This window comes from Sulfitobacter sp. LC.270.F.C4 (assembly GCF_032922545.1).
Classification (GTDB): domain Bacteria; phylum Pseudomonadota; class Alphaproteobacteria; order Rhodobacterales; family Rhodobacteraceae; genus Sulfitobacter; species Sulfitobacter profundi.
This window is the reverse complement of sequence record NZ_CP136692.1, coordinates 2157915-2180029: the sequence shown is the minus strand read 5'-3', so window position 1 is coordinate 2180029 and position 22115 is coordinate 2157915. Positions and strand designations below refer to the sequence as shown.

General features: G+C 62.0%; 17 protein-coding genes and 1 tRNA gene. 9 read left to right on the top strand and 9 right to left on the bottom strand.

Annotated elements, in window-relative coordinates; genetic code table 11:
- Positions 1 to 2: 2 nt before the first annotated feature.
- From R1T45_RS14575 to R1T45_RS14565, 3 genes are read right to left on the bottom strand one after another with little or no spacing between them, the layout of a single operon-like run.
- Positions 3 to 662 (bottom strand): uracil-DNA glycosylase, encoded by a 660-nt coding sequence (locus R1T45_RS14575; protein WP_132443500.1) that lies wholly within the window; start codon positions 660 to 662, stop codon positions 3 to 5.
- Positions 659 to 1675, bottom strand: a complete 1017-nt coding sequence (gene trpD, locus R1T45_RS14570; protein WP_120350948.1) for an anthranilate phosphoribosyltransferase — start codon at positions 1673 to 1675, stop codon at positions 659 to 661. The genes R1T45_RS14575 and trpD overlap by 4 nt, the downstream gene beginning before the upstream one ends.
- Complete coding sequence (locus R1T45_RS14565; RefSeq protein ID WP_132443498.1) at positions 1672 to 2253, bottom strand: anthranilate synthase component II; 582 nt, start codon at positions 2251 to 2253, stop codon at positions 1672 to 1674. The genes trpD and R1T45_RS14565 overlap by 4 nt, the downstream gene beginning before the upstream one ends.
- A 166-nt stretch (positions 2254 to 2419) precedes the next feature.
- On the opposite strand from R1T45_RS14565, the gene R1T45_RS14560 reads away from it, so the two are divergent.
- Positions 2420 to 3985: a divergent polysaccharide deacetylase family protein gene (locus tag R1T45_RS14560; RefSeq protein ID WP_317389428.1), complete on the top strand. Its 1566-nt coding sequence runs from the start codon at positions 2420 to 2422 to the stop codon at positions 3983 to 3985.
- Positions 3986 to 4009: 24 nt separating this feature from the next.
- Here the strand turns inward: R1T45_RS14560 and R1T45_RS14555 are convergent, their stop codons facing one another.
- The 6 genes from R1T45_RS14555 to fabI are packed head-to-tail and all read right to left on the bottom strand — an operon-like array spanning position 4010 to position 11082.
- Positions 4010 to 5050: a succinylglutamate desuccinylase/aspartoacylase family protein gene (locus R1T45_RS14555; RefSeq protein WP_067935596.1), complete on the bottom strand. Its 1041-nt coding sequence runs from the start codon at positions 5048 to 5050 to the stop codon at positions 4010 to 4012.
- A gap of 2 nt (positions 5051 to 5052) precedes the next feature.
- Complete coding sequence (trpE, locus tag R1T45_RS14550; RefSeq protein ID WP_317389427.1) at positions 5053 to 6564, bottom strand: anthranilate synthase component I; 1512 nt, start codon at positions 6562 to 6564, stop codon at positions 5053 to 5055.
- Positions 6565 to 6576: 12 nt separating this feature from the next.
- A complete protein-coding gene (locus R1T45_RS14545; protein WP_317389426.1) occupies positions 6577 to 8421 on the bottom strand; it encodes a peptidyl-prolyl cis-trans isomerase in 1845 nt (614 codons plus the stop codon).
- A gap of 30 nt (positions 8422 to 8451) precedes the next feature.
- A complete protein-coding gene (locus R1T45_RS14540; protein ID WP_317389425.1) occupies positions 8452 to 9633 on the bottom strand; it encodes an aminotransferase in 1182 nt (393 codons plus the stop codon).
- Between the two features lie 54 nt (positions 9634 to 9687).
- Positions 9688 to 10221, bottom strand: a complete 534-nt coding sequence (gene gpt / locus R1T45_RS14535) for a xanthine phosphoribosyltransferase (RefSeq protein ID WP_317389424.1) — start codon at positions 10219 to 10221, stop codon at positions 9688 to 9690.
- Positions 10222 to 10275: 54 nt separating this feature from the next.
- Complete coding sequence (gene fabI, locus R1T45_RS14530; protein ID WP_067629420.1) at positions 10276 to 11082, bottom strand: enoyl-ACP reductase FabI; 807 nt, start codon at positions 11080 to 11082, stop codon at positions 10276 to 10278.
- Positions 11083 to 11320: 238 nt separating this feature from the next.
- Here fabI and pdxH point away from each other — a divergent pair, with 238 nt between their 5' ends.
- The 8 genes from pdxH (at position 11321) to exbB (ending at position 22113) form a co-directional block, all read left to right on the top strand.
- Positions 11321 to 11926 (top strand): pyridoxamine 5'-phosphate oxidase, encoded by a 606-nt coding sequence (gene pdxH / locus R1T45_RS14525; RefSeq protein ID WP_317389423.1) that lies wholly within the window; start codon positions 11321 to 11323, stop codon positions 11924 to 11926.
- Between the two features lie 20 nt (positions 11927 to 11946).
- Positions 11947 to 12495, top strand: a complete 549-nt coding sequence (locus R1T45_RS14520; RefSeq protein ID WP_205570849.1) for a cold shock domain-containing protein — start codon at positions 11947 to 11949, stop codon at positions 12493 to 12495.
- Complete coding sequence (locus R1T45_RS14515; protein ID WP_317389422.1) at positions 12471 to 12962, top strand: DUF192 domain-containing protein; 492 nt, start codon at positions 12471 to 12473, stop codon at positions 12960 to 12962. Before R1T45_RS14520 ends, R1T45_RS14515 begins: the two co-directional genes overlap by 25 nt.
- Positions 12963 to 13039: 77 nt before the next feature.
- Positions 13040 to 13116: transfer RNA gene (locus R1T45_RS14510), tRNA-Pro, on the top strand.
- A 696-nt stretch (positions 13117 to 13812) separates the two neighbouring features.
- Entirely contained in the window at positions 13813 to 17469 is a 3657-nt protein-coding gene (locus R1T45_RS14505; protein ID WP_317389421.1) for a vitamin B12-dependent ribonucleotide reductase, read from the top strand.
- A gap of 557 nt (positions 17470 to 18026) precedes the next feature.
- Positions 18027 to 20519: a TonB-dependent siderophore receptor gene (locus tag R1T45_RS14500; RefSeq protein ID WP_317389420.1), complete on the top strand. Its 2493-nt coding sequence runs from the start codon at positions 18027 to 18029 to the stop codon at positions 20517 to 20519.
- Positions 20520 to 20580: 61 nt separating this feature from the next.
- Positions 20581 to 21264: a Fe2+-dependent dioxygenase gene (locus tag R1T45_RS14495; RefSeq protein WP_317389419.1), complete on the top strand. Its 684-nt coding sequence runs from the start codon at positions 20581 to 20583 to the stop codon at positions 21262 to 21264.
- Between the two features lie 3 nt (positions 21265 to 21267).
- Positions 21268 to 22113, top strand: coding sequence for a tonB-system energizer ExbB (gene exbB, locus R1T45_RS14490; protein ID WP_317389418.1), 846 nt, complete (start codon positions 21268 to 21270; stop codon positions 22111 to 22113).
- Positions 22114 to 22115: the final 2 nt, after the last annotated feature.

The following is a 22115-nucleotide window of genomic DNA, read 5'->3' as shown; positions in this document are numbered from 1 at the left end:
CCTCACGGCTTTGTCCAATGTATGCCGGGCTTGCCTTGGCCCTGCAACCAGTCATTCACCCGGCTGAAGGGGCGCGATCCAAAGAAGCCGCGCCGGGCGGAAAGCGGCGATGGGTGCGGTGTCTCGATCTTGAGGTTTTGCACCGGGTCAACCTGCGCCGCGGCCTTCTGCGCATGTGCGCCCCAAAGCAGATAGGCGCGGGGGCGATCTGAGAGGCGGGCCAGCACCTGAGCGGTCAGCGTTTGCCAGCCAAGTTTCGCATGTCCATTCGCACAGCCTGCCGGAACGGTTAGGACGTTGTTCAACAACAGGACACCTTGATCGGCCCAGAACCGCAGATCTGGATCTTCAGGCGGTGCGCCAAGATCGCCGTGTAACTCTTTGAAGATATTGGCGAGAGATCGTGGTATCGGGCGCACGTGAGGCTCGGCTGAGAAGGCATAGCCGTGCGCATGGCCGGGTGTGGGATAGGGGTCTTGGCCGAGGATCACCACCTCTACCGCTGCGGGCTGAAGGTGTTCAAGTGCTGCGAATATCTTGGGAGCGGGCGGCAAAATCTCACGCGGCTCGGCAGCTAGCCGTTGGGCGATGCGCGGCCAGTCCGCAGCGAAAAAGGGTAGTTCGGCCCAATCACCAAGCGCGCTGAGGCTTGGCGGTGTCATTTCGACTGGCTGATCTGCGCCACTTTTTCGATCCGGTCACGCGCTGCGCCGCTGTCGATGCTTTCACGGGCCATTTCGACGCCGGTTTTCAGATCGGGGGCCACATCCGCTACGACCAAGGCAGAGGCCGCGTTGAGCAACACAGCGTCGCGGTAACCCGATGGAACGCCGTCTAACAACGCTTTGAAATGTTTGGTGTTCTCGGCAGGTTCACCCCCGGCGATGGCCTCAAACGGATGGACCGGCAGGCCCGCGTCTTCGGGGTGCAATTCGCGCAAGTTAACCACGCCGTCTTCCAGTGCGGCGACCCAGCTTACACCGGTGATGGTCAGTTCATCCGTGCCGTCGGACCCGTGCACGAGCCACGCTTTTTCAGAGCCGAGTTGTTTTAGCGTCAGCGCCATCGGTTCAATCAGATCGCGGCTGTAGGCACCGGTAAGCTGGCGTTTGACGCCTGCGGGATTGGTGAGCGGGCCGAGGATGTTAAAGATCGTGCGGGTGCCAAGCTCGGACCTTGTGGGCATAACATGGGCGACGGCGGGGTGATGCATGGGGGCCATCATGAAACCGATGCCCGCCTCGGCCAATTCACGCTCGACCACCGCAGGGCCGACCATGACGTTGATGCCAAGCTGCGACAGCGCGTCGGAAGCGCCGGATTTCGAGCTAAGGTTGCGGTTGCCATGTTTTGCTACGACCGCGCCTGCGCCTGCGGCCACAAACGCGGCGGCGGTCGAGATGTTCAGCGTCCCCTTGCCATCGCCGCCCGTGCCGACGATGTCGATTGCCCCTTCGGGCGCGCGCACGGCGTTGCATTTGCTGCGCATGACCTTTGCGGCGGCGGCATATTCGGTGACCGTTTCGCCGCGCGTGCGCAGGGCCATGAGAAAGCCACCGATCTGGCTTGGCGTGGCTTCGCCTTCGAAGAGGATTTCAAAGGCCTCCACAGCCTGTTCCGAGGTGAGCGGCCCGTTGGCAGCGGCGTCAAGCAAGGGTTTCAACGCGCTACTCATGCCGGGACCTTCATCTCATTCAGGAAGTTTTGCAGCAGGGCGTGACCATGCTCGGACCGGATCGATTCTGGATGGAATTGCACGCCGTGCAACGGCAGGTCGCGGTGTTGCAGGCCCATGATCGTGCCGTCTTCGAGTGCTGCGGTGATCTCAAGACACTCCGGCAGGCTTGCGCGTTCCACCACCAGCGAGTGATAGCGCGTGGCCCCAAAGGGCGAGGGCAGTCCGGCAAAGACACCGCGCCCCTCATGTTGCATCTGGCCCAGCTTGCCGTGCACGATGTCATCCGCACGCACGACCTTGCCGCCAAAGGCTTGGCCAAGGGTCTGATGGCCCAGGCAGACGCCCAAGAGCGGCACCCGCGCTTCGGCAGCGGCATGGGTCAGCTCTAGGCATATCCCCGCTTGGTCAGGGTCACAGGGGCCGGGGGACAGCAAGATACCGGCGGGGTTCATGGCCATCGCTTCGTCCACGCTGAGCGCGTCGTTGCGGTGCACCTGCACATCCGCCCCGAGGCTGCCCAGATAGTGGACCAAGTTATAGGTAAAGCTGTCGTAGTTATCGATGAGCAGCAGCACAGGCAGGCATTTCTTTGTATTAGGACTGGAGAAACCGCGCCGGAGCGCGGTATAGGTTTTGGCATACATGTTCAGGCTTGAACCCCATCGTCAAGAGTTTGGGGCAAGCCAATTGAGGGGAACGCCGGGCTTTCTGGCCATGGCGCAGACAGCAGGAGTAGCGCAGATGGCACGCGGAGTTCTGAGCGGGCTGATTTGGGGGGGTGTGACGTGCATCGGTGTGGCCGGTGCGGTGTCGTTGATGATGCCCTTGCCCTTGCCGCCGCAGGTGGGTGATGCGCCCGGCTCTGGTCCCGCCCCGGCGCGGATCAATGTGACCGATGCAGGTGAGCAGGGGCGCAGCCGCGATTCTGCGCCTGTGTTGAATGCTCCCGCGCCGCGTGCCGATGTGCCTGAGCAAGACAGCCTAGCCGCGCTTGACCCCGACACGCAGACGTCGGCCAGCCTGCCAGAGACCGGCAGCGCAGAGGGGCTCAGCACCCCCGCGGCACCAGAGGGGCAAACCCCGATGTCTCCGGGCGCGGAAGAACCGGTGTTGCCCAATCCGCAGGCCGTGGCCCCCGATGCGCCGCAGGCCGCCGACGAGCTTTCGATCAGCACCGAACCCGCGCAGCCGCCTGCGCCGGATGTGGCCGATATAGAAGGGGCGTTTGACGCGCCGCAAGGCATGGAAGCGCCGGAGGTCGAGGAGGACGAGGCGATCACCCTGCCAGCGGAAGAGATTGCCGTTGAAGAGGATGCGGTGCCGGAACCGGCACCGGAGAGCGATATCGTCGAAACTCCGCCTGTCGTTGATGCCAAGGAAGATGCGCCTACACCCGAGGCTGCTCCTCAATCCACCGCAGCAGACGCCCCCGCGCCGGTGGAAGAGCCGCAGTCTGCGGAAGCGACGCCTGAACCCGCCGATACGGAGAGCGATGGCCGACCGATCATCGGCACACCCGCAGTCACTTTGTCAGACCGTGATACGGGGGTGGTGATCAACCGCCCCGGTGCGACACCCGCGGCAGAGCCCGCCGAGGCTGACGAGATTGTGAACGACGATCCGCGCCCCGTGGTGGTCAACAGCCTTGCTGGTGACCAGCCCGAGGGCAAGCCGCTGATGAGCGTGGTCTTGATCGACGATGGCACGTCGGTCACCGCGGGCAGCGCCGGGCTGGCCGCGCTGCGCAGTTTTCCCTATCCGCTGAGCTTTGCGGTCGACAGCGGCCTCTCGGACGCGGCGGAACGGGTGGAAACCTATCGCGAGGCCGGGTTTGAGGTCTTGGCGCTGGTCGATCTGCCGCAGGGCGCACAGCCAAGCGATGCCGAGACCGCCTTTGCCGCCACGCTCGACCGGATCGGGCCCGTGGTCGGTGTGCTGGAAGGGACCCAGAGCGGCTTTCAAGGCAGCCGGGCGCTGGCCGATCAAGTGACGGATATCCTTGCGCAGTCTGGCCACGGGCTGGTGACGCAGGACAAAGGGCTGAACACCATGCCGAAACTGGCGCGGAAGGCCGGGGTGCCTGCGGATCCGGTGTTTCGCGATTTCGACAGCAAGGACCAGACCGCACGGGTGATCCGCCGCTTCCTCGATCAAGCGGCGTTCAAGGCCGGGCAAGAGGGGGCGGTGATCATGCTGGGCCGTCTGCGGCCCGATACCGTCTCGGCGCTGCTGCTTTGGGGCTTGCAGGACCGGGCCAGCGATGTGGCCTTGGTTCCGATCTCGGCAGTGCTGCTGCGCGAGGAGTGACCCCGCGCAGGGTATGGCCCTGAATTAGATGATCTCGTCTTCGTCGAAAAGCGGGTCTTCTTCCAACTGATTGACCAGTTCATCCACCGTCGCCTCTGCCGCGCGGGGGCTGAGCTTGGCGAGGTGAAAGACCGCGTCGCCTTCGTTGACGATCGGCAGAATGGCACGCCCAATAAGAATGCCCGGCGCGTCGGCCAGCAGTTCGGCCTCTTCTTTGCCAAAGGGGTCCGACACGATGGCAAGCAGATCGCCTTCGGCCACCGTCTCACCTTCGGCACGGAAGGTGCGCAGCAGGCCGCCCGCAGGGGCACGAAGCCAATGCGAGGCGGTGCAGATATAGGGCGCGCTGCGGGCGCTGGCGATGCCCTTGGCGGGCAGCATGTCTTGTCCGCGCATGACCCGCAGGATGCCTGCGAGCCCGGCACGCACGGCCATCTCGTCAAAGCGCAGCCCTTCGCCCGCTTCATAAAGCAGAATTGGCGTGCCTTCGCGCGCCGCAACCGCGCGCAACGACCCATCGCGCAGCGGCGAGGTCAGCACCACCGGGGCGCCGAAATCCATCGCCATCTTATGGGTCACCTTGTCCGCGGGCGAAACACGCACCTGAGGCAGGTTCGTGCGGTGGATCGCCGCCGAATGCAGATCGACACCAAAGTCGCAGCGCAGCACCACCTCTTGCAGGAAAATATGCGCCAGCCGCGCGCCAAGGCTGCCCGAAGGCGAGCCGGGGAAACAGCGGTTTAGATCGCGCCGGTCCGGCAGATAGCGTGAGCGGTTCAGAAAGCCAAAGGAGTTCACCACCGGCACCACGATCAGTGTACCGCGCAGGGCGGAGAGCTGCGGCGCGCGCAGCAGTCGGCGCGTGATCTCAACGCCGATGACCTCATCCCCATGCACGGCAGCCGAGACGAACATCGTCGGCCCCGGACGTTTGCCGTGATAGATCTCAAGCGAAAGATGCACCGGCGTGTGATCCGGCAGGATCGAAACGGGCAGGTCAACCGCAAGGCTGCTGCCGGGGGCAACGGAATGCCCCGCAATCTGAAAGGGGGCCCGGTTTGGCATGGTCAGCTGTTCCCTTTACCGCCAAAGCGCGCCGCATCGGCTGCGGCACGGCGGATCGCGCCGGATTTATGCACCGTCTCCATGAACTCGGCCTCTGGATCGCTGTCATAGACAACGCCGCCACCGGCTTGGATGTAGAGCGTTTCGTCTTTCACCACTGCCGTGCGCAGGGCGATGCACATATCCATGTCGCCGCCCGCGCTGAAATAGCCCACGCCGCCGCCGTAAACGCCACGCTTTTCGGGTTCCAACTCGTCGATGATCTCCATCGCGCGGACCTTGGGCGCGCCCGAGACGGTGCCTGCGGGCATTCCGGCAAAGAAGGCGTCGAGCGCATCTTTGCCCTCCTTCAACTCTCCGACCACGTTGGAGACGATGTGCATGACATGGCTGTAGCGTTCGACGATGAACTCTTCCGTCGGGCGTACGGTGCCGATCTTGGCGACCCGGCCCACATCGTTGCGGCCCAGATCGAGCAGCATGAGATGTTCGGCCAGCTCTTTGGGATCGCTCAGCAGATCGGCCTCTAGCGCGCGGTCTTCCTCCGGCGTGGCACCGCGTTTGCGGGTGCCTGCGATAGGGCGAATGGTGACTTCGTTGCCAAAGACCCGCACGAGGATTTCGGGGCTTGCGCCGACCACATGGAAGCCACCGAAGTTGAAATAGAACATGAAGGGCGAGGGGTTGGTGCGCCGCAGGCTGCGGTAAAGTGCGAAGGGGGCTTGGGTAAACCCTTGGGCCCAACGCTGGCTTGGCACCACCTGAAAGATATCGCCCGCCTTGATGTAATCGCGCGCCTTTTCGACGGCGGCCTTGTACCCGTCGTGGGTGAAATTGCTCACCGACTCCGGCGCGTCTTCGGCCTCTCCCAAATCGCGGGAGGTCTGCGGCATGGCGCGTTCCAGATCACGCACCGCGTCCATCACCCGCTCGGCGGCTTGGGCATAGGCAGCGCGCGCGGTCTGGCCCTCGGACACCCAAGCGGGGGAGACGATGGTGACTTCGCCCTTCACCCCATCCAGCACGGCCACGACCGAGGGGCGCATCATCACCGCATCAGGCAGGCCCAAAGGGTCGGGGTTCACATTGGGCAGATGTTCGACCAGCCGGATCATATCATAGCCGAGATAGCCAAAGAGACCGGCGGCGGCTTGGGGCAGATCATCGGGCAGGGTGATGCGCGATTCCGCGATGACATCGCGGAGACGGTCCAGCGGATCGCCGGGCATGTCCTCAAAGGCATCCGCATCATAGCGCGCCGCACGGTTCAGTGCTGCGGTCTCACCCCGGCAACGCCAGATCAGGTCGGGCTTCATGCCGATGATGGAATAGCGTCCGCGCACGTCACCGCCTGTGACAAACTCCAGCACAAAGGCATTCTCCGCCGCGCCCGTCAGTTTGAGCATAAGCGACACCGGCGTGTCGAGGTCGGCAGCAAGGCGGGTGTAGACGATCTGGTTTTCGCCCGCTTCATAAGCGCGGGCGAAAGTGTCGAAATCCGGGGTCAGGGCCATCAAATTTGCCTATCAGGGAAAGTTCACATGCACGGCACTGACCGCGCGCTGGTCAATCTGGGGATCGGCATCGCGCATCACTGCATTGCTGTAGATATCGAAAAGACCTTGGGCCAGCGCCTGATCCAATTGCTGTGACAGACGGGTCATCAGCGCTTGGGTCTGGTCGTCTTCGCCCGCGGGGGTCACGGCATCAAGGCGCAGTACCACGACGCTGTCCCCTGCGGGCAGGACCGCGACGCCACCCTCGTCGAGGTCAAAGACCTGATCCATGAAATCGTCGGGCGTGCCGTCGACATAGGAACTGCGGGTCAGGCCTTCGCCAAGCTGCGGCGTGAGACCGGCGGCCTCAAAACCGTCCGCTTCGGCCAATGTGCCGGTCAGGCTCTCGGCCTTGGCGGTCAGCGCCTCCACGATCTGGGCATTGCGCCACGCGGTCTCAACCGCATCACGTGCCTGCTCAAAAGGTTCGGGGCGCTCTGGCTTGGTCTCATCAAGGCGCATGGCGAAAACGCCGCCGTCTTCCAACTGGTCGATCTGCGGGAAGGCATCCGCGCTCAGGCTTGCTGCGGCTTCACGGAAGGCGCCATAGGCGGCGATGCCCTCGCTGCTTTCTTGGGTCCAGTCGATGGTGCCGAGGTTCATTTTGGTTTCCTCGGCCAGATCTTCAAGCGTGGCCCCTCCGGCGAGGCGGTCGTCGATTTCCTGTGCGCGGGCTTCGACAGCGCGGGTCGCGCGGGAAATGGCGAGGGTTTCTTCCAACACCTCACGGGCCTCTTCGAAAGGTACGTTCTGCGCAGGCAGAACCGCGTTCACGCGGAAGAGGGCCGGCCCAAGCGAAGTGGGTAGAGGGCCAACGATGTCGCCGCTTTGCGCTCCAAACACCGCGTCACCTGCGGCGTCGAGATCGGATTTGGCCACGTCGCCCATATCCACATCCGCCAGAGCCAAGCCGCGCTCTTCGACCAGCGCCTCAAAGGTGGTGCCGTCAACTTCGAGCGCTGCTGCGGCCTGCGTGGCGGCCTCTTCGTTGGCAAAGACCAGACGCTCGACCAAGCGACGCTCGGGCTGGTCGTATTCATCGCTGCGGGCGTCATATTCGGCGCGCAGCTCTTCTTCGGGCACCTCAACCTCGTCCAGCAGGTCTTCGGGGCGGAGCCATGCATGGGTGATGCTTTTGCTGGCGGGCAGCATGAAGTCATCGGTGTTGGCGTCGTAATAGGCCTGAAGCTCTTCTTCTGTCGGCGCGGCCACGGGGGTGTCGAGGTCACTCTCGCTGAGGCGGGCCCAAGTAAAGCTACGCTGTTCGGCGACGTAGTCGACCAACGTGCGGGCATAGGTATCGGGCATGGAAACACCGCCCAGAACCGCACGCTGCAACAGGCCGCGCGCGGCCTCTTCGCGGATCGAACGCTCGAACTCGGCCTCGCTCATGCCGCTTTGCTGAAGGGCGAAACGATAGCCTTCGCGGTCGAAGTTGCCATCGATCCCTTGGAACGCCGAAATGGCCACGATCTCGTCGCGCAGGGTGGCATCGCCGATGGAGAGGCCCATTTCATCGGCTTCGTGATCCAGCGCGCGGTTGCGGACGATCCGTTGCAGAACGGCGCGGTCCAGACCCATTTCTTGGGCGCGGGCAAAGGACAGGCTCTCGCCGGTTTGTGCTTCAATCGCGCGGATTTCCTGCTGCAATTGGCGGGCGTATTGATCGACCGAGATCGACTTGTCCCCGACACTGCCGATGCTGCGCAGATTGCCGCTGAGGTTGATCGCACCAAAGCCGCCAAGACCCAAGATCAAAAGGGCCATCAAGGCCCAGACGGCGGTTTTCGAAAAGCTGAAGCCTTTTTTGGCCATGACACGGTCCCTCGTTAATTTCGGACCTGTCTATGCGTTGCGTGGCAGGGCTGCAAGCCTGTCGAAAAGCACTTCGAGACCGGCGGTGTCGAGGTTTGCAAAGGCGATGCGCAACTGGCTTTCGCCGCGCGCGTCGTCTGCGGGCTGGAACATCGTGCCGGGCAGGCAAAGCACGCCCGCGTCGCGCACCAGATCGCGCGCCAGGTCGGCCGAGGAGACGGCGAAGGGATGGCGCATGTAGGCGAAATAGCCGCCCAGACCCAGAAGCTCCCAGCCCAAGGGTTCGAGTTTGGGCATCAGGTCGGCAATGGCGGCGCGGCGGGCGAGGATTTCTTCACGCTCCTCAGCGAGCCAAGCCCGCAGGTTCTGCATCCCCCAAAGCGCGCCGTGCTGGCCGATTTGCGCGGGGCAGATGGCGACAGTGTCGAGGAACTTCTCGACCTCGGCGAGCCGCTTGCGGCTGGCGATCAGCGCGCCGACGCGGTGGCCGGTGAGGCGGTAGGCTTTTGAGAAGGAATAGAGGTGGATGAGCGTGTCATGCCAATCGGGATCGCGGAACAGCGCATGCGGCGCGCCAGGGCGGCTGTGGAAGTCGCGGTAGGTCTCGTCGAGGATGAGCGCGATGCCGTGACGACGCGCGAGCTCGAAGAATTCTTGAACGAGGGCCGCGGGATATTCCACGCCGCCGGGATTGTTGGGCGTGACCAACGCGATGGCGCGGGTGCGCGGGGTGATGGCGGCCGCGGCCTTTTCGGGGTCGGGCAGCATGTCGGCCTCGACCGGCAGCGGCACGGCCGCAACGCCGCTCATGTCGAGCCACATCTTGTGATTGAAGTACCAGGGCGTCGGGATGATCACCTCGTCGCCCTCGCCACAAAGCGTGGCGATGGCGGCGGCGAAGGCCTGGTTGCAGCCGGATGTGATGCAGACCTGTTCGTCGGTCACCACGCCCGCGTATTTTTCGGCCGTTTGCCGCGCGAGTTCCGCGCGCAGTTCCGGCAGGCCCAGCACCGGCCCGTAGAGATGCGCCTCATCGTTGTGAAGCGTGACATCGGCCATCGCCTGACGCAGCCCCGCGGGGGGCGGATCGACCGGGGCGGCTTGGCTGACGTTGATCAGCGGACGGTCAGGCGGGAAGTCGACGCCATCGAGCCAGCGCCGCGCCTCCATCACCGGGGGGAAGAACGTGGTGGCGGTGCGCGAAAGCGTCATTGGGGCTCCGGGATGAGAGGTCGGATAAGTATTTAGGGCCAGAAAGAGGGGGGCTCAGTCCTTGCCGCGGTAGGGCTCGACATATTGCAGGGCCATGTCCCACGGAAAGAAAATCCAGGTGTCCTGGCTCACGCCGGTGATGAAGGTATCGACCTGCGGCTCGCCTTCGGGCTTGGCATAGACGGTGGCGAAATGGGCGTTGGGGTAAAGCTCGCGCACCAGTTCGATGGTCTTGCCGCTGTCGACCAGATCATCGACGATCAGGATGCCGGTGCCGTCGCCCATCATCTCGGCGTCGGGGGATTTCAGTACCTTGGCCTCGCGGCGCTGGTCGGCGGCCCCGCCGCCCGCGTGGTAGGACATGACCGAGATCGTGTCGACGGTGCGGATGTCCAGCTCGCGCGCGACAATCATCGCAGGCGCCATGCCGCCGCGGGTGATCGCCACCACCGCGCGCCAGGCGCCGTCGTCGGGACCCAGACCATCGAGCCGCCACGCCAGCGCACGGCTGTCGCGGTGGATCTGATCCCAGGAGATGTGAAAGCCCTTTTCGTGGGGCAGGCGCGAGGCGTCCTTGGATTTGGTCATGGTGGTCCTTTGCAGCAGCTGGCGCGGGCACCCGCGCGAATTAGTTTGGGCGGCTTATTCCTTGGACATGTCGGGCGCGTCAACCGCCTTCATGCCGACGACGTGATAGCCCGCGTCCACATGGAGGTTCTCGCCCGTGGTGCCGCTGCCCAGATCCGACAGCAAAAAGAGCGCGGCCTTGCCCACGTCCTCGGTGGTCACGTTGCGGCGCAGGGGCGAGTTGTACTCGTTCCATTTCATGATGTAGCGGAAGTCGCCGATGCCGGAGGCGGCCAGCGTCTTGATCGGCCCTGCCGAGATCGCGTTGACGCGGATGCCGTCCTTGCCCAGATCCTCGGCGAGGTATTTAACGCTCGCCTCCAACGCGGCCTTGGCCACACCCATCACATTATAATGCGGCATCACCTTTTCGGCGCCGTAGTAGGTCAGCGTCAGGGCGCTGGCACCGGGCGACATCATCTTTTCCGCGCGCTGCATCACGGCGGTGAAGGAATATACCGAGATATCCATCGACATGGCGAAGTTGCCGCGGCTGGTGTCGACGTAGCGGCCCCGCAGTTCCCCCTTGTCGGAAAAGCCGATGGCGTGAACGATGAAATCAAGCCCGTCCCAGCGTTCTTTCAGCCCATCAAACATCGCGTCGATCGAGGCTTCGTCGCCGACGTCGCAGGGCAGAACGATGTCGCTGCCAAGCTGTTCGGCCAAAGGACCAACGCGCTTCTTGAGCGCATCGCCTTGGTAGGAAAAAGCCAGCTCAGCCCCCGCATCGGCCAGCGCTTTGGCCACGCCCCATGCGATGGATTTGTCATTCGCAAGCCCCATGATGAGCCCGCGCTTGCCCCGCATCAATTCGTTTCCCATTCCGCCGCCTTGTCTATGTTCCGTTTAGGTTGTCTTGGTCTAGGCGATTGCTGCGCCACCATCAAGACTGCACAGGCGGCTTCACCCCCGTGATTTGCCATAAGATCGGCGGCTAACTGACGGAAATCGGGTAAGGTTGTCCTTTGAGTTGCCGATCGTTAACAAATGTCTTAGCGAATAACTCAGACTCCGGCGAAGAACCGGTTACGGGCTCGAACACTCTAAAAGGGGATGCCGAATGGAAACGCGGACTGGTATATTTGCGGGGGACGATCCCTTTGCGATTGCGCAGCGTTGGCTTTCCGAAGCAGACACGAGTGAGCCGAATGACCCCAACGCCATCGCGCTGAGCACGGTAGATTCGCAAGGGCTGCCAAACGCCCGCATGGTGCTGTTGAAAGAGATCGAACCGGACGCCTTTGTCTTTTACACTAATTACGAAAGCCAAAAGGCCCATGAGCTGGATTGCGCGGGCAAGGCGGCTTTTGTCATGCATTGGAAATCATTGCGCCGTCAGGTGCGGGTGCGCGGGCTGATTAGCCGCGAAGACGGGCCAAAGGCCGATGACTACTACGCATCGCGCTCGCTCAAGAGCCGTTTGGGGGCTTGGGCCTCGCGCCAATCGCAGCCTCTGTCGGGGCGCGGGGCGTTGATGGCCGAAGTCGCCAAAGTGACCGCGCAGCAGGGGGTGAACCCTAAACGTCCGCCGTTCTGGGGCGGCTATCGGATCACCCCGCTGGAAATCGAATTCTGGGCAGATGGCGAATTCCGCCTGCATGACCGTTTTCAATGGCGCCGCACGGATGCCGCAGCGCCCTGGGCCGTCACACGGCTCAATCCTTGATAGGACGGCACGGATTAGCGATGAAAGATGTGTCTGATACCCAACCGGCAGAAACGCCGGGGCTAAACGATCCCCTTGAGGGCGTGGTCAAATGGTTCGATCCGCTCAAAGGCTTCGGCTTTGTCGTGGCCGATGCGGGCGGGGCCGACATATTACTGCACGTCAATGTTCTGCGCAATTTCGGCCAAAGCTCTGTCGCTGATGGGGCCCGGGTGACGGTGCGGGTGCAGCAGACCGATCGCGGCGCGCAGGCGGTCGAGGTGCTTGCCGTCACGCCCCCCAGTGAGCCGCCCGCCGCCGTGGTCGAATTCGCAGGATTTGACCCCGATCAACTTGCCGCTGCCGAGTTCGAGCCCGCCCGTGTGAAATGGTTCGACAAGGCCAAGGGTTTTGGGTTTGCAAATGTCTTTGGCTGCGCGGAAGATGTGTTTCTGCATATCGATGTACTGCGCCAATCCGGACTTTGTGATTTGCAACCGGGCGAAGCGCTTGCCATGCGGGTGATTGTTGGCGATCGGGGCCATCTGGCGGCGGAGGTAAGTTCATGGGACGCGGTGATAGACGGCTGACAGGGCAAATTGCAGGGGCGGCGCTTGCCAGCCTGCTGCTGACCGGTGCGGCGCTGGCCGAGGTCTGTCGCGCCGATAGCGTGAGCCTGCGGGGCGACTGGGGCAAGGCGCGGTTCTCCGTCGAAGTGGCGGATGACACGGCGGAACGCGCCAAGGGGCTGATGCACCGGCGCTCTCTGCCGCTGAGTGCGGGGATGCTCTTTATCTATGAGACCCCCCAACCGCTGAGCTTTTGGATGCGCAACACGCTGATCCCGCTCGACCTGTTGTTCATCGACGAGAGAGGCGTGGTGCAGAAAATTCACCACTCCGCCAAACCACTGGATGAGACACCGATTCCGGGCGGGGATGATCTGCTGTCGGTCTTGGAGATTAATGGCGGTCTGGCGAAACGTCTGGGCATCACCGAAGGCAGCGAAATCCGCCATCCGGCCTTTGCTGGGAACACCCCGGCCTGGCCTTGCTAAAGACTTCGTCGTTTTTCTGAGTTTAAGGTCATTCGGGGCTTTTCAATCGGCGGGCTTATGGCTAAAGAAGCCCCAGTCGGAGCGTGGCGCAGCCTGGTAGCGCACCTGTTTTGGGTACAGGGGGTCGGAGGTTCGAATCCTCTCGCTCCGACCACTTTCTTCCAGTCTTGAGATTATCTCAGTCCTTAGCGATCTAGGGGCTGTATCGGCTGGAATATTTCCATTCTGCACAAGATATAGTGTCTGCCGCCTGTGCTTTGGCAGATTTACGCCAATGCCCGCGAAGACCGTGATGATTCTGTCGCGGTTTTGCATTGAGCTGACGGGCAGGGGCGCTGGACCCCTTCCGCGGCGATATGTGGCCAGCTTCGGCGAGGCTGTCGCCCTCACAGGCGCTGCGGCCTGTGGATGAATTCGACCAATCCCTCAAGCACCGCCCCTAACTCTGCCGGGGCAATGGATTATTTGGAATTCAACGCTGCACCGGGCTTGCGGGTATCTTTGGGGATATCCTGAGGCTGAATCACTTCGCGCGCGGATGGCGCAAATAGGGGCGCATCGGTCAACTGTCTTGCCGGAAATAAAACGTAAAAAAACCGTTGACCGATTAGGTCTATCTACGTCAGTTTGTGGGGGTCAAGTAGAGCGCCACAAGATGTTGTGTGTAACGCAGCCGGCGCTTTGGCAGTGGGGACAGAATACAAGCACCAGTGTTTCAATGGGATTCCAGCCGCCCGCGTCAGCAGGTGGCACGGCGAAGCTCTGTCCAAACTGCCAACAAGCGGGGGGAGACGGTCTGCTTAGAGCGGGTCGGCTTAGGATTTTAAAAGTTTAGGAAAGGGCAGCGACGATGAAGATTGAACGGAATTTCACCAAAGCCGGGCAGGACGCCTATGCGGATTTGGACTTTGTCACCACGGTGTCAGAGATCCGCAACCCTGACGGTTCGGTGGTGTTCAAGCTCGACAACGTCGAAGTCCCGAAATCCTGGAGCCAGGTCGCAAGCGACGTGATCGCGCAGAAGTATTTCCGCAAAGCGGGCGTGCCAAGCGCCACGCGCCGCGTCAAAGAAAAGGGCGTGCCGGAGTTCCTCTGGCGGTCGGTCCCCGCCGAGGGCGCCGAGATGGGTGGGGAAACCTCCTCCAAGCAGGTCTTTGACCGTCTGGCGGGCGCTTGGGCCTATTGGGGCTGGAAGGGCGGTTATTTCTCGACCGAAGAAGACGCCCGCGCCTATTACGACGAAATGCGCCACATGTTGGCCAGCCAGCGCGCGGCCCCCAATAGCCCGCAATGGTTCAACACCGGGTTGCACTGGGCCTACGGCATCGATGGCCCGGCGCAGGGGCATTACTACGTCGACTACAAGACCGGGAAACTGACCCGTTCGAAGTCTTCCTATGAGCACCCGCAGCCCCATGCCTGCTTCATCCAGTCGGTCGCCGACGATCTGGTGGGCGACGGCGGTATCATGGACCTCTGGGTCCGTGAAGCGCGGCTTTTCAAATACGGCTCAGGCACGGGCACCAACTTTTCATCGCTCCGCGGAGAGGGCGAGAAGCTGTCGGGCGGCGGCAAGTCGTCGGGTTTGATGGGGTTCCTCAAGATCGGGGACCGCGCCGCTGGCGCCATCAAATCCGGCGGCACCACCCGTCGCGCGGCCAAGATGGTGATCGTCGACGCCGACCACCCCGATATCGAAGATTTCATCAACTGGAAGGTGCTCGAAGAGCAAAAGGTGGCGAGCATCGTCGCTGGCTCCAAAATGCATGAGCAGAAGCTGAACCTGTTGTTCGACGCGATCAAGGCCTGGGACGGCGCCGAGGCGGATGCCTACGACCCGGCCAAGAACGACCAGCTGAAGGCCGCGATCCGCGAGGCCAAAAAGGTCGCGATCCCCGAGACCTACGTCAAGCGCGTGCTGGACTATGCCAAACAGGGCCATACCGGCATCGAATTCCCGACCTATGACACCGATTGGGACTCTGAGGCGTACAACTCGGTTTCGGGCCAGAACTCCAATAACTCGATCCGGGTCACCAACGCCTTCCTCAAGGCGGTGGAAAAGGACGCCGATTGGGAATTGATCAGCCGCACCGAAAACCGTGTGGTGAAAACCATCCGGGCCCGCGATCTTTGGGATCAGGTCGGCCATGCCGCATGGGCCTGCGCCGATCCGGGGATCCAGTACCACGACACGGTGAACGACTGGCACACTTGCCCCGAAGACGGTGCGATCCGCGGCTCGAACCCCTGTTCGGAATACATGTTCCTTGACGACACGGCCTGCAACTTGGCGTCGATGAACCTGCTGACCTTCCTCAAGGACGGCGTTTTTCAGGTCGAGGATTACATGCATGCCTCGCGTCTGTGGACCGTGACGCTTGAGATCAGCGTGATGATGGCGCAGTTCCCCTCCAAAGAGATCGCGCAGCGGTCTTATGACTTCCGCACGCTGGGGCTTGGCTATGCGAACATCGGCGGGCTGCTGATGAACATGGGCTATTCCTACGACAGTGACGAGGGCCGTGCCCTTGGCGGGGCGTTGACCGCGATCATGACCGGCGTGGCCTATGCAACGTCGGCGGAAATGGCGGGCGAACTGGGGGCCTTTCCGGGCTATGCCAAGAACGCTGAGCATATGCTGCGCGTCATCCGCAACCACCGCACCGCCGCCTATGGCAAGGCGGATGGCTATGAGCAGCTTTCGGTCACGCCGGTCCCGCTGGATCATGGCAATTGCCCACAGGCCGGGTTGGTCGACATCGCCAAATCCTGTTGGGACGAGGCGCTGAAACTGGGTGAGGTGCATGGCTACCGCAACGCCCAGACCTCTGTCATCGCGCCCACCGGCACCATCGGTCTGGTGATGGATTGTGACACCACGGGGATCGAGCCCGACTTCGCGCTGGTGAAGTTCAAGAAACTCGCCGGGGGCGGGTACTTTAAGATCATCAACCAATCCGTGCCCGCAGCGCTTGAGAAACTCGGCTACGGGTCGGCCCAGATCGAAGAGATCGTCAGCTACGCCGTGGGCCACGGCACCATCGGCAACGCGCCTGCGATCAACCATACCACGCTGGCGGGCCACGGCTTTGGCGCGAATGAGTTGGCCAAGGTGGATGCCGCGCTGAAGCAGGCATTTGATATCCGTTTCGTGTTCAACCAATGGACGCTGGGCGAGGCGTTCTGCACGCAGGTGCTGGGCATCCCGACCGAAAAGCTGAACGACCCGACCTTCGATCTGCTCCGCTCCCTCGGTTTCAGCAAGGCGGATATCGAAGCGGCCAATGACCACGTCTGCGGCACTATGACGCTGGAAGGCGCGCCGCACCTCAAGGCCGATCATTACGGCATCTTCGATTGTGCCAACCCCTGCGGCAAGAAGGGCAAACGCTATCTGTCGGTCAACAGCCACATCCATATGATGGCGGCGGCTCAGAGCTTCATCTCGGGGGCGATCTCCAAGACGATCAACATGCCGAATGACGCCACCATCGAGGACTGCCAAAAGGCCTATGAGCTAAGCTGGTCCTTGGGGATCAAAGCCAATGCGCTTTACCGCGACGGTTCAAAGCTGAGCCAGCCGCTGGCGGCCGCGCTGGTCGAAGACGACGATGACGCCGCCGAAACGCTGGAAAGCGGCAACGCGCATGAGAAAGCCGCCGTGTTGGCCGAGAAGATCGTCGAAAAGGTGATCGTCAAAGAGATCATCAAATCGCACCGCGAGAAGATGCCGCAGCGCCGCAAGGGCTATACCCAGAAGGCGAATGTCGGCGGGCATAAGGTCTATCTGCGCACCGGCGAATACGAAGATGGCAAGCTGGGTGAAATCTTCATCGACATGCACAAGGAAGGCGCGGGTTTCCGGGCGATGATGAACAACTTCGCCATCGCGGTTTCCGTGGGCCTGCAATACGGCGTGCCGCTGGAGGAGTTCGTCGACGCCTTCACCTTCACCAAATTCGAGCCCGCGGGCATGGTGCAGGGCAACGACAGCATCAAACAGGCGACCTCGATCCTTGACTATGTGTTCCGCGAACTCGCCGTGTCCTACCTCGACCGGACCGATCTGGCGCATGTGAAGCCTGAAGGCGCGACCTTTGACGATCTGGGTCGAGGTGAGGAAGAGAACCTTGGCAATGTGAGCGAGTTGAGTGAGAACGCGGCGAATAAATCGCTTGAGGTGCTCAAGCAAATCAGCTCGTCCGGGTATCTGCGCAACCGCCTGCCGCAAGATCTTGTGGTGCTGCAAGGCGGGCAAAGCGCGGACACAGATGCGGGCCTGCAGGGCCTCGCGCCACAGATCAGCAGCAGCGGTGACATGGCCTTGGCGGTGAAACCCTCCACTGCTGTCAGTTCCGGCGGGGTCAGCCTTGATGCGCGGTCCAAGGCCAAGATGCAGGGCTACGAAGGCGAAGCCTGCGGCGAATGCGGCAACTATACGCTGGTTCGCAACGGCACCTGCATGAAGTGCAACACCTGCGGCGGCACCAGCGGCTGTAGCTAAACGGGGTTGTGGCGCTCATTTGCGAGGGTTTTGAAGCCCGAGGGCGCCTAAGTGCTCGCAATTTAAAAAGTCAAAGCTTCAGGTCCTTTGGGTCTGGAGCTTTATTTATGTCGGGGTGCTGTACCCACTGGTTCAGACGTTTTGCGCTTTCCGATGTCGGAGATACGAAATCACGTAGCGGTCTCACTGATCGCGGTCTGCAGACGCGCTGCGCGACGCCGAAAACACCCTCTGTGAACCAGACTTCCGCTTGTTCTTGAGGGCACCGGTTCGATGCGCCCCCGCCCGAATAGCGAAGACGCAGGCTGCCGCCACGCTAGAGCCCAGCCGCTTTCACCGCCCATCCAGCCTCAGTCATGAAATCCTTCACTACCCGCGCCCGGGCGCAAACGCCGCTACCAGAGTGGTGTAGCTTCACAACAGGGCGCTATACTTGACTATTTTAATAGGATTAATATCTTTACTTACTAAAATACTCAGATTAAGCGGTGACCCATTCAAATAGCCAGCCGTTGGAAGCGCGGTCAGCAAGAAAAAATCTTCTCCGCGAGGGACTTATGCGCCGTACCAACGACACCCAAAACTGCACAGACAAAATTCACAGACATTCCACGCTGGTGGTCGGGGGCTTCGGAGCCTCCTTGGCCATGGCCTGCATGGCCACACCCGGCGCCGCGCAGGACAGTGATCTGATCATCCTGCCAACAGTCGAGGTCGAGACGACCGAAGAACCAACCCCCCAGCCGGCGGCAAAGCCTGCGCCGCGCGCCGCCCAGCCAGCGCCACGCCGAGCGGCCCAGCCGCGTGCCGCTGAACCCACTGTCTGCACAGCTGCATTGGCGGGCACCCCCGTCTGCGCCGCCGAGGAAGCCGCGGAACGCCAAGCGCAGGAACTGGCCGATGCGCAGGCCCGCGCTGCCGCAAAAGCGGCGGCAGGTGGCAGTTCGTACGTTGATCAAGACGCCCCATTCAAAGCCAACACGCTTGCCAACAGTCGGATGCCCGGCCCGCTGAAAGACAATCCGCGCACGGTGACAGCGATCACCCAAGAGGTCTTGGAAACCACCGGCACAACCAGCGTGCGCGAGTTGGCGCGGTCGACACCGGGCATTTCGCTTGGCTTCGGCGAGGGCGGGAACTCCTTTGGGGACAACATCTATATCCGCGGGTTCAAAGCCAATAACGACACCTATACCGATGGCATCCGCAGCCCCGGCACCGGTGTCGCCGAGACGTTCAACACCGAGCAGGTCGAAGTCACCAAAGGCCCGGCGGGCACAGTCGGCGGGCGCGGGACCACGGGCGGCGCGATCGATGTGATCTCCAAAAGCCCGCAGGATGTTGATTTCACCAAAACGGTGACCACTGTCACCGACGCGACCACCCTGCGCCAGACCATCGACACCAACAAGGTCATCAGCGACCGTCTGCAACTGCGTTTCAACGGAATGCTGCAAGATGGCGAAGTGGCCGGGCGCGATGAGATCACCGATGACCGCCGGGGTGCTGCACTGGCGCTGAAATTCGCGGCGACCGATGCGCTGACCTTGGAAGGCAACCTGAGCTACACCAAGATCGAGCAGACGCCCGATTGGGGGGTGCCCTACGTCAACAACGAAGACCTGGGCCTGGTCGGTCCGGTCACGGAATACGGCATCGACCGGGATACTTTCTACGGGGTGCCGGGCCGCGATTTCCAGACTGTCGAAGAGACGGTGGCCACGGCCAAGGCAAACTATGCCTTTGACAACGGCATGACGCTGACCAACACATTCCGTGCGGCACGGTCGACCAACGACTATGTTTTGACAGCACCCAGCAGCCTGATCGACAATGATTCCACCAATCCCGAGGATTGGGAAGTCGGGCTCAGCTTCAAAAGCTGGAACCAGCAAACCGATGTGCTTGCCAACGTTCTGGAACTGAGCGGGGCCGCCCAATTCGCCGGCGCGTCTCATTCTTATGTGCTTGGTCTTGCCACCTCACGCGAAGAGATTGAGAAGTTGAGCTACTCGAACCTCTCCAGCGAGGATTATGAGCCACCGGCTGGCCAACGCGGCTGCACCGTCAGCGCCGTCAATCCCGATCCCATCGGGGAAGGCTGCTGGAGCGGCGAAGAACCCGTATTGGGAACGGACCTTACGGAAACGACGGTCAAGACCACCTCCCTCTATGCGCTGGATACCGTGACCCTGTCGAACCGCCTAAAGGTCAACGGCGGGCTGCGGGTGGATATGTATGACATCTCTCGTAGTGGCGGCACCGGCGAAGATGCCTATGAGCTGTCGCGCGATGATGTCATGCTGAACTGGAACTTGGGGGCGACCTATGCCTTTACCGACCGTCTGAACATCTATGCAGCGGCGGCTACTTCGACCAACCCGGCGGGGCAGGAACTGGAAGCGGGCGGCGGTTTTTACGGCGGGCTGGATGATAACGGGTCAGGGCTTGCACCCGAAGAGAACACCTCGCTTGAAATCGGTGCGAAATACAGCTTCACGCCGAACCTTCTGTTCACTGCGGCGCTCTATCAAACCACCAAAGACCAAGCGCGTGAGGATATCGGGCCACGCGGTGCGACCGTCACCTCCGACACGCTGAAGTACCGCATGCGGGGTCTTGAACTCGGCGTTGCGGGCAAGGTGACCGAACGGTTGAGCCTTTTTGGCGGCGCCAACTTCATGGACAGCAAGGTCTTGCGCAGTGCCGACAGCGACAACATCGGCCTCTCGGTGGCGAACGTTGCGCATGAGCAGCTGAATCTTCTCGCCACCTATCAGGTGACCGACAAGCTGATGCTGGGCGGGCGTGTGAACTATCAAGGTGCGATTGATCTGGGCAGCGTGGCCGCCAATGGCCGGTCCATTCCCGACGCATTTACCTTTGACTTGCTGGGTGAATACGAAGTCGCCGACAACACCATGTTGAAGATGGCCGTCACCAATGTCGCGGATGAAACGGTCTATGACGCTGCCTACCGTTCGGGCACGCCATTCACCTATGTCGCGCCGGGCCGTGAAGTTTCCTTCTCTCTGGAAATGAAGTTCTAAACCGCAGCCATCAAGGCGGGCAGCCCTCTTGGGGTTGCCCGCTGACAGCAAGAGGTATGATATGCTGATCACGATCCCTTCGATCCTGAGCAAAGACGACGTCAAACAGGTCCGCGCGCATCTTGATGCAGCTGATTGGGAGGACGGAGCCAAGACCGCAGGCGCGCAATCACGGGAGGTCAAACGCAATCAACAATTGCCGTCAACCTCGGACACGGCGCAAACATTGGGCAAGTTCATCTTGCAAAAGCTGACCAGTGATCCGCTGTTTCTGTCTGCCGCGCTGCCCGCAAAAATCCTGCCGCCGATGTTCAACAAATACGCGCAGGCCGAAACCTTTGGGGCGCATATCGACAATGCCATTCGGGTCAACCCGCTGACACAGGAACGGCTGCGCACCGACCTGTCGATGACGCTATTTCTCAGCGAGCCAGAAGACTACGACGGCGGCGAATTGGTGATCGAGGATCACTATGGCCGCCAGACCGTGAAACTGCCTGCGGGGGATATGATCCTCTATCCGGCCACCAGCCTGCATGAGGTCACCCCCGTGACCCGAGGGGCGCGTGTGTCGTCCTTTTTCTGGCTGCAAAGCATGATCCGCTCTGACGCGAACCGCCGCATCCTGTTCGATCTGGATCAATCCATTCAGGCGCTCAGCGACAGCATCGGGGCAAATGATCCCGAAACGGTGCGTCTGACCGGCATCTATCACAACCTTATTCGCACATGGGCCGAGACTTAAACGATGAAGCTTTCTCTGGTTTTTCCCGCTGCTGCCTTTTGTATCGCCGCAGCCCCCGCCGCCGCTTTCGATCTTGAGACGGTGACCACGCTGCTTGAGCAGGCCGAGCATGACGAGATGTCGCCCCTTGGCATGTTCATGGCGGCCGATTGGGTTGTCAAAGGCGTCATGCTGTCGCTGCTCTTTGCCTCAGCTCTGGTCTGGGTGATCTTTGTCGCACGGGTGATGATCCTGCGATGGGAACGCGGCGTGCTGCGCCGCCGGTATCGCGATCTGGACAAGGCAGGCTCGCTGGTTGCGGCGCGTGCGCGTTTCGCCAAACGCAAAGGCGTCATGGGGCAGATGGTGCGCGCAGCCGAGCGTGAGCGCGCAGCCTCGGGCACGAGTGCCGGGATGAAGACGGGGATCAAGGCCGGGATCAAGGAGCGCGCGGGGTCGGAAATCGCCCGGATTGAGGCCGGGGCCGCCCGGCGCATGGGGCTGGGGGCAGGGGTCTTGGCCAATGTCGGCTCGGTTGCACCCTTTGTTGGGCTGTTCGGCACCGTTTGGGGGATCATGAACAGCTTCATCTCGATCTCAGAAAGCAACACCACCAATCTGGCCATCGTCGCGCCGGGCATTGCCGAGGCGTTGTTAGCCACGGCCATCGGCCTTGTCGCGGCGATCCCTGCGGTGATTTTCTACAACATCCTCGCGCGGGGCTTGGGGGGCTATAAGGTGATGCTGGCCGATGCGGGCGCGCTGGTCGAGCGGACCTTGTCGCGCGATCTGGACCTTGCCGATGACGAGATGGCAGGGGCACGACCCGCCTACCATCTGGGGTCCGTTTCAGCCCCGGCGGCGGAGTAGGC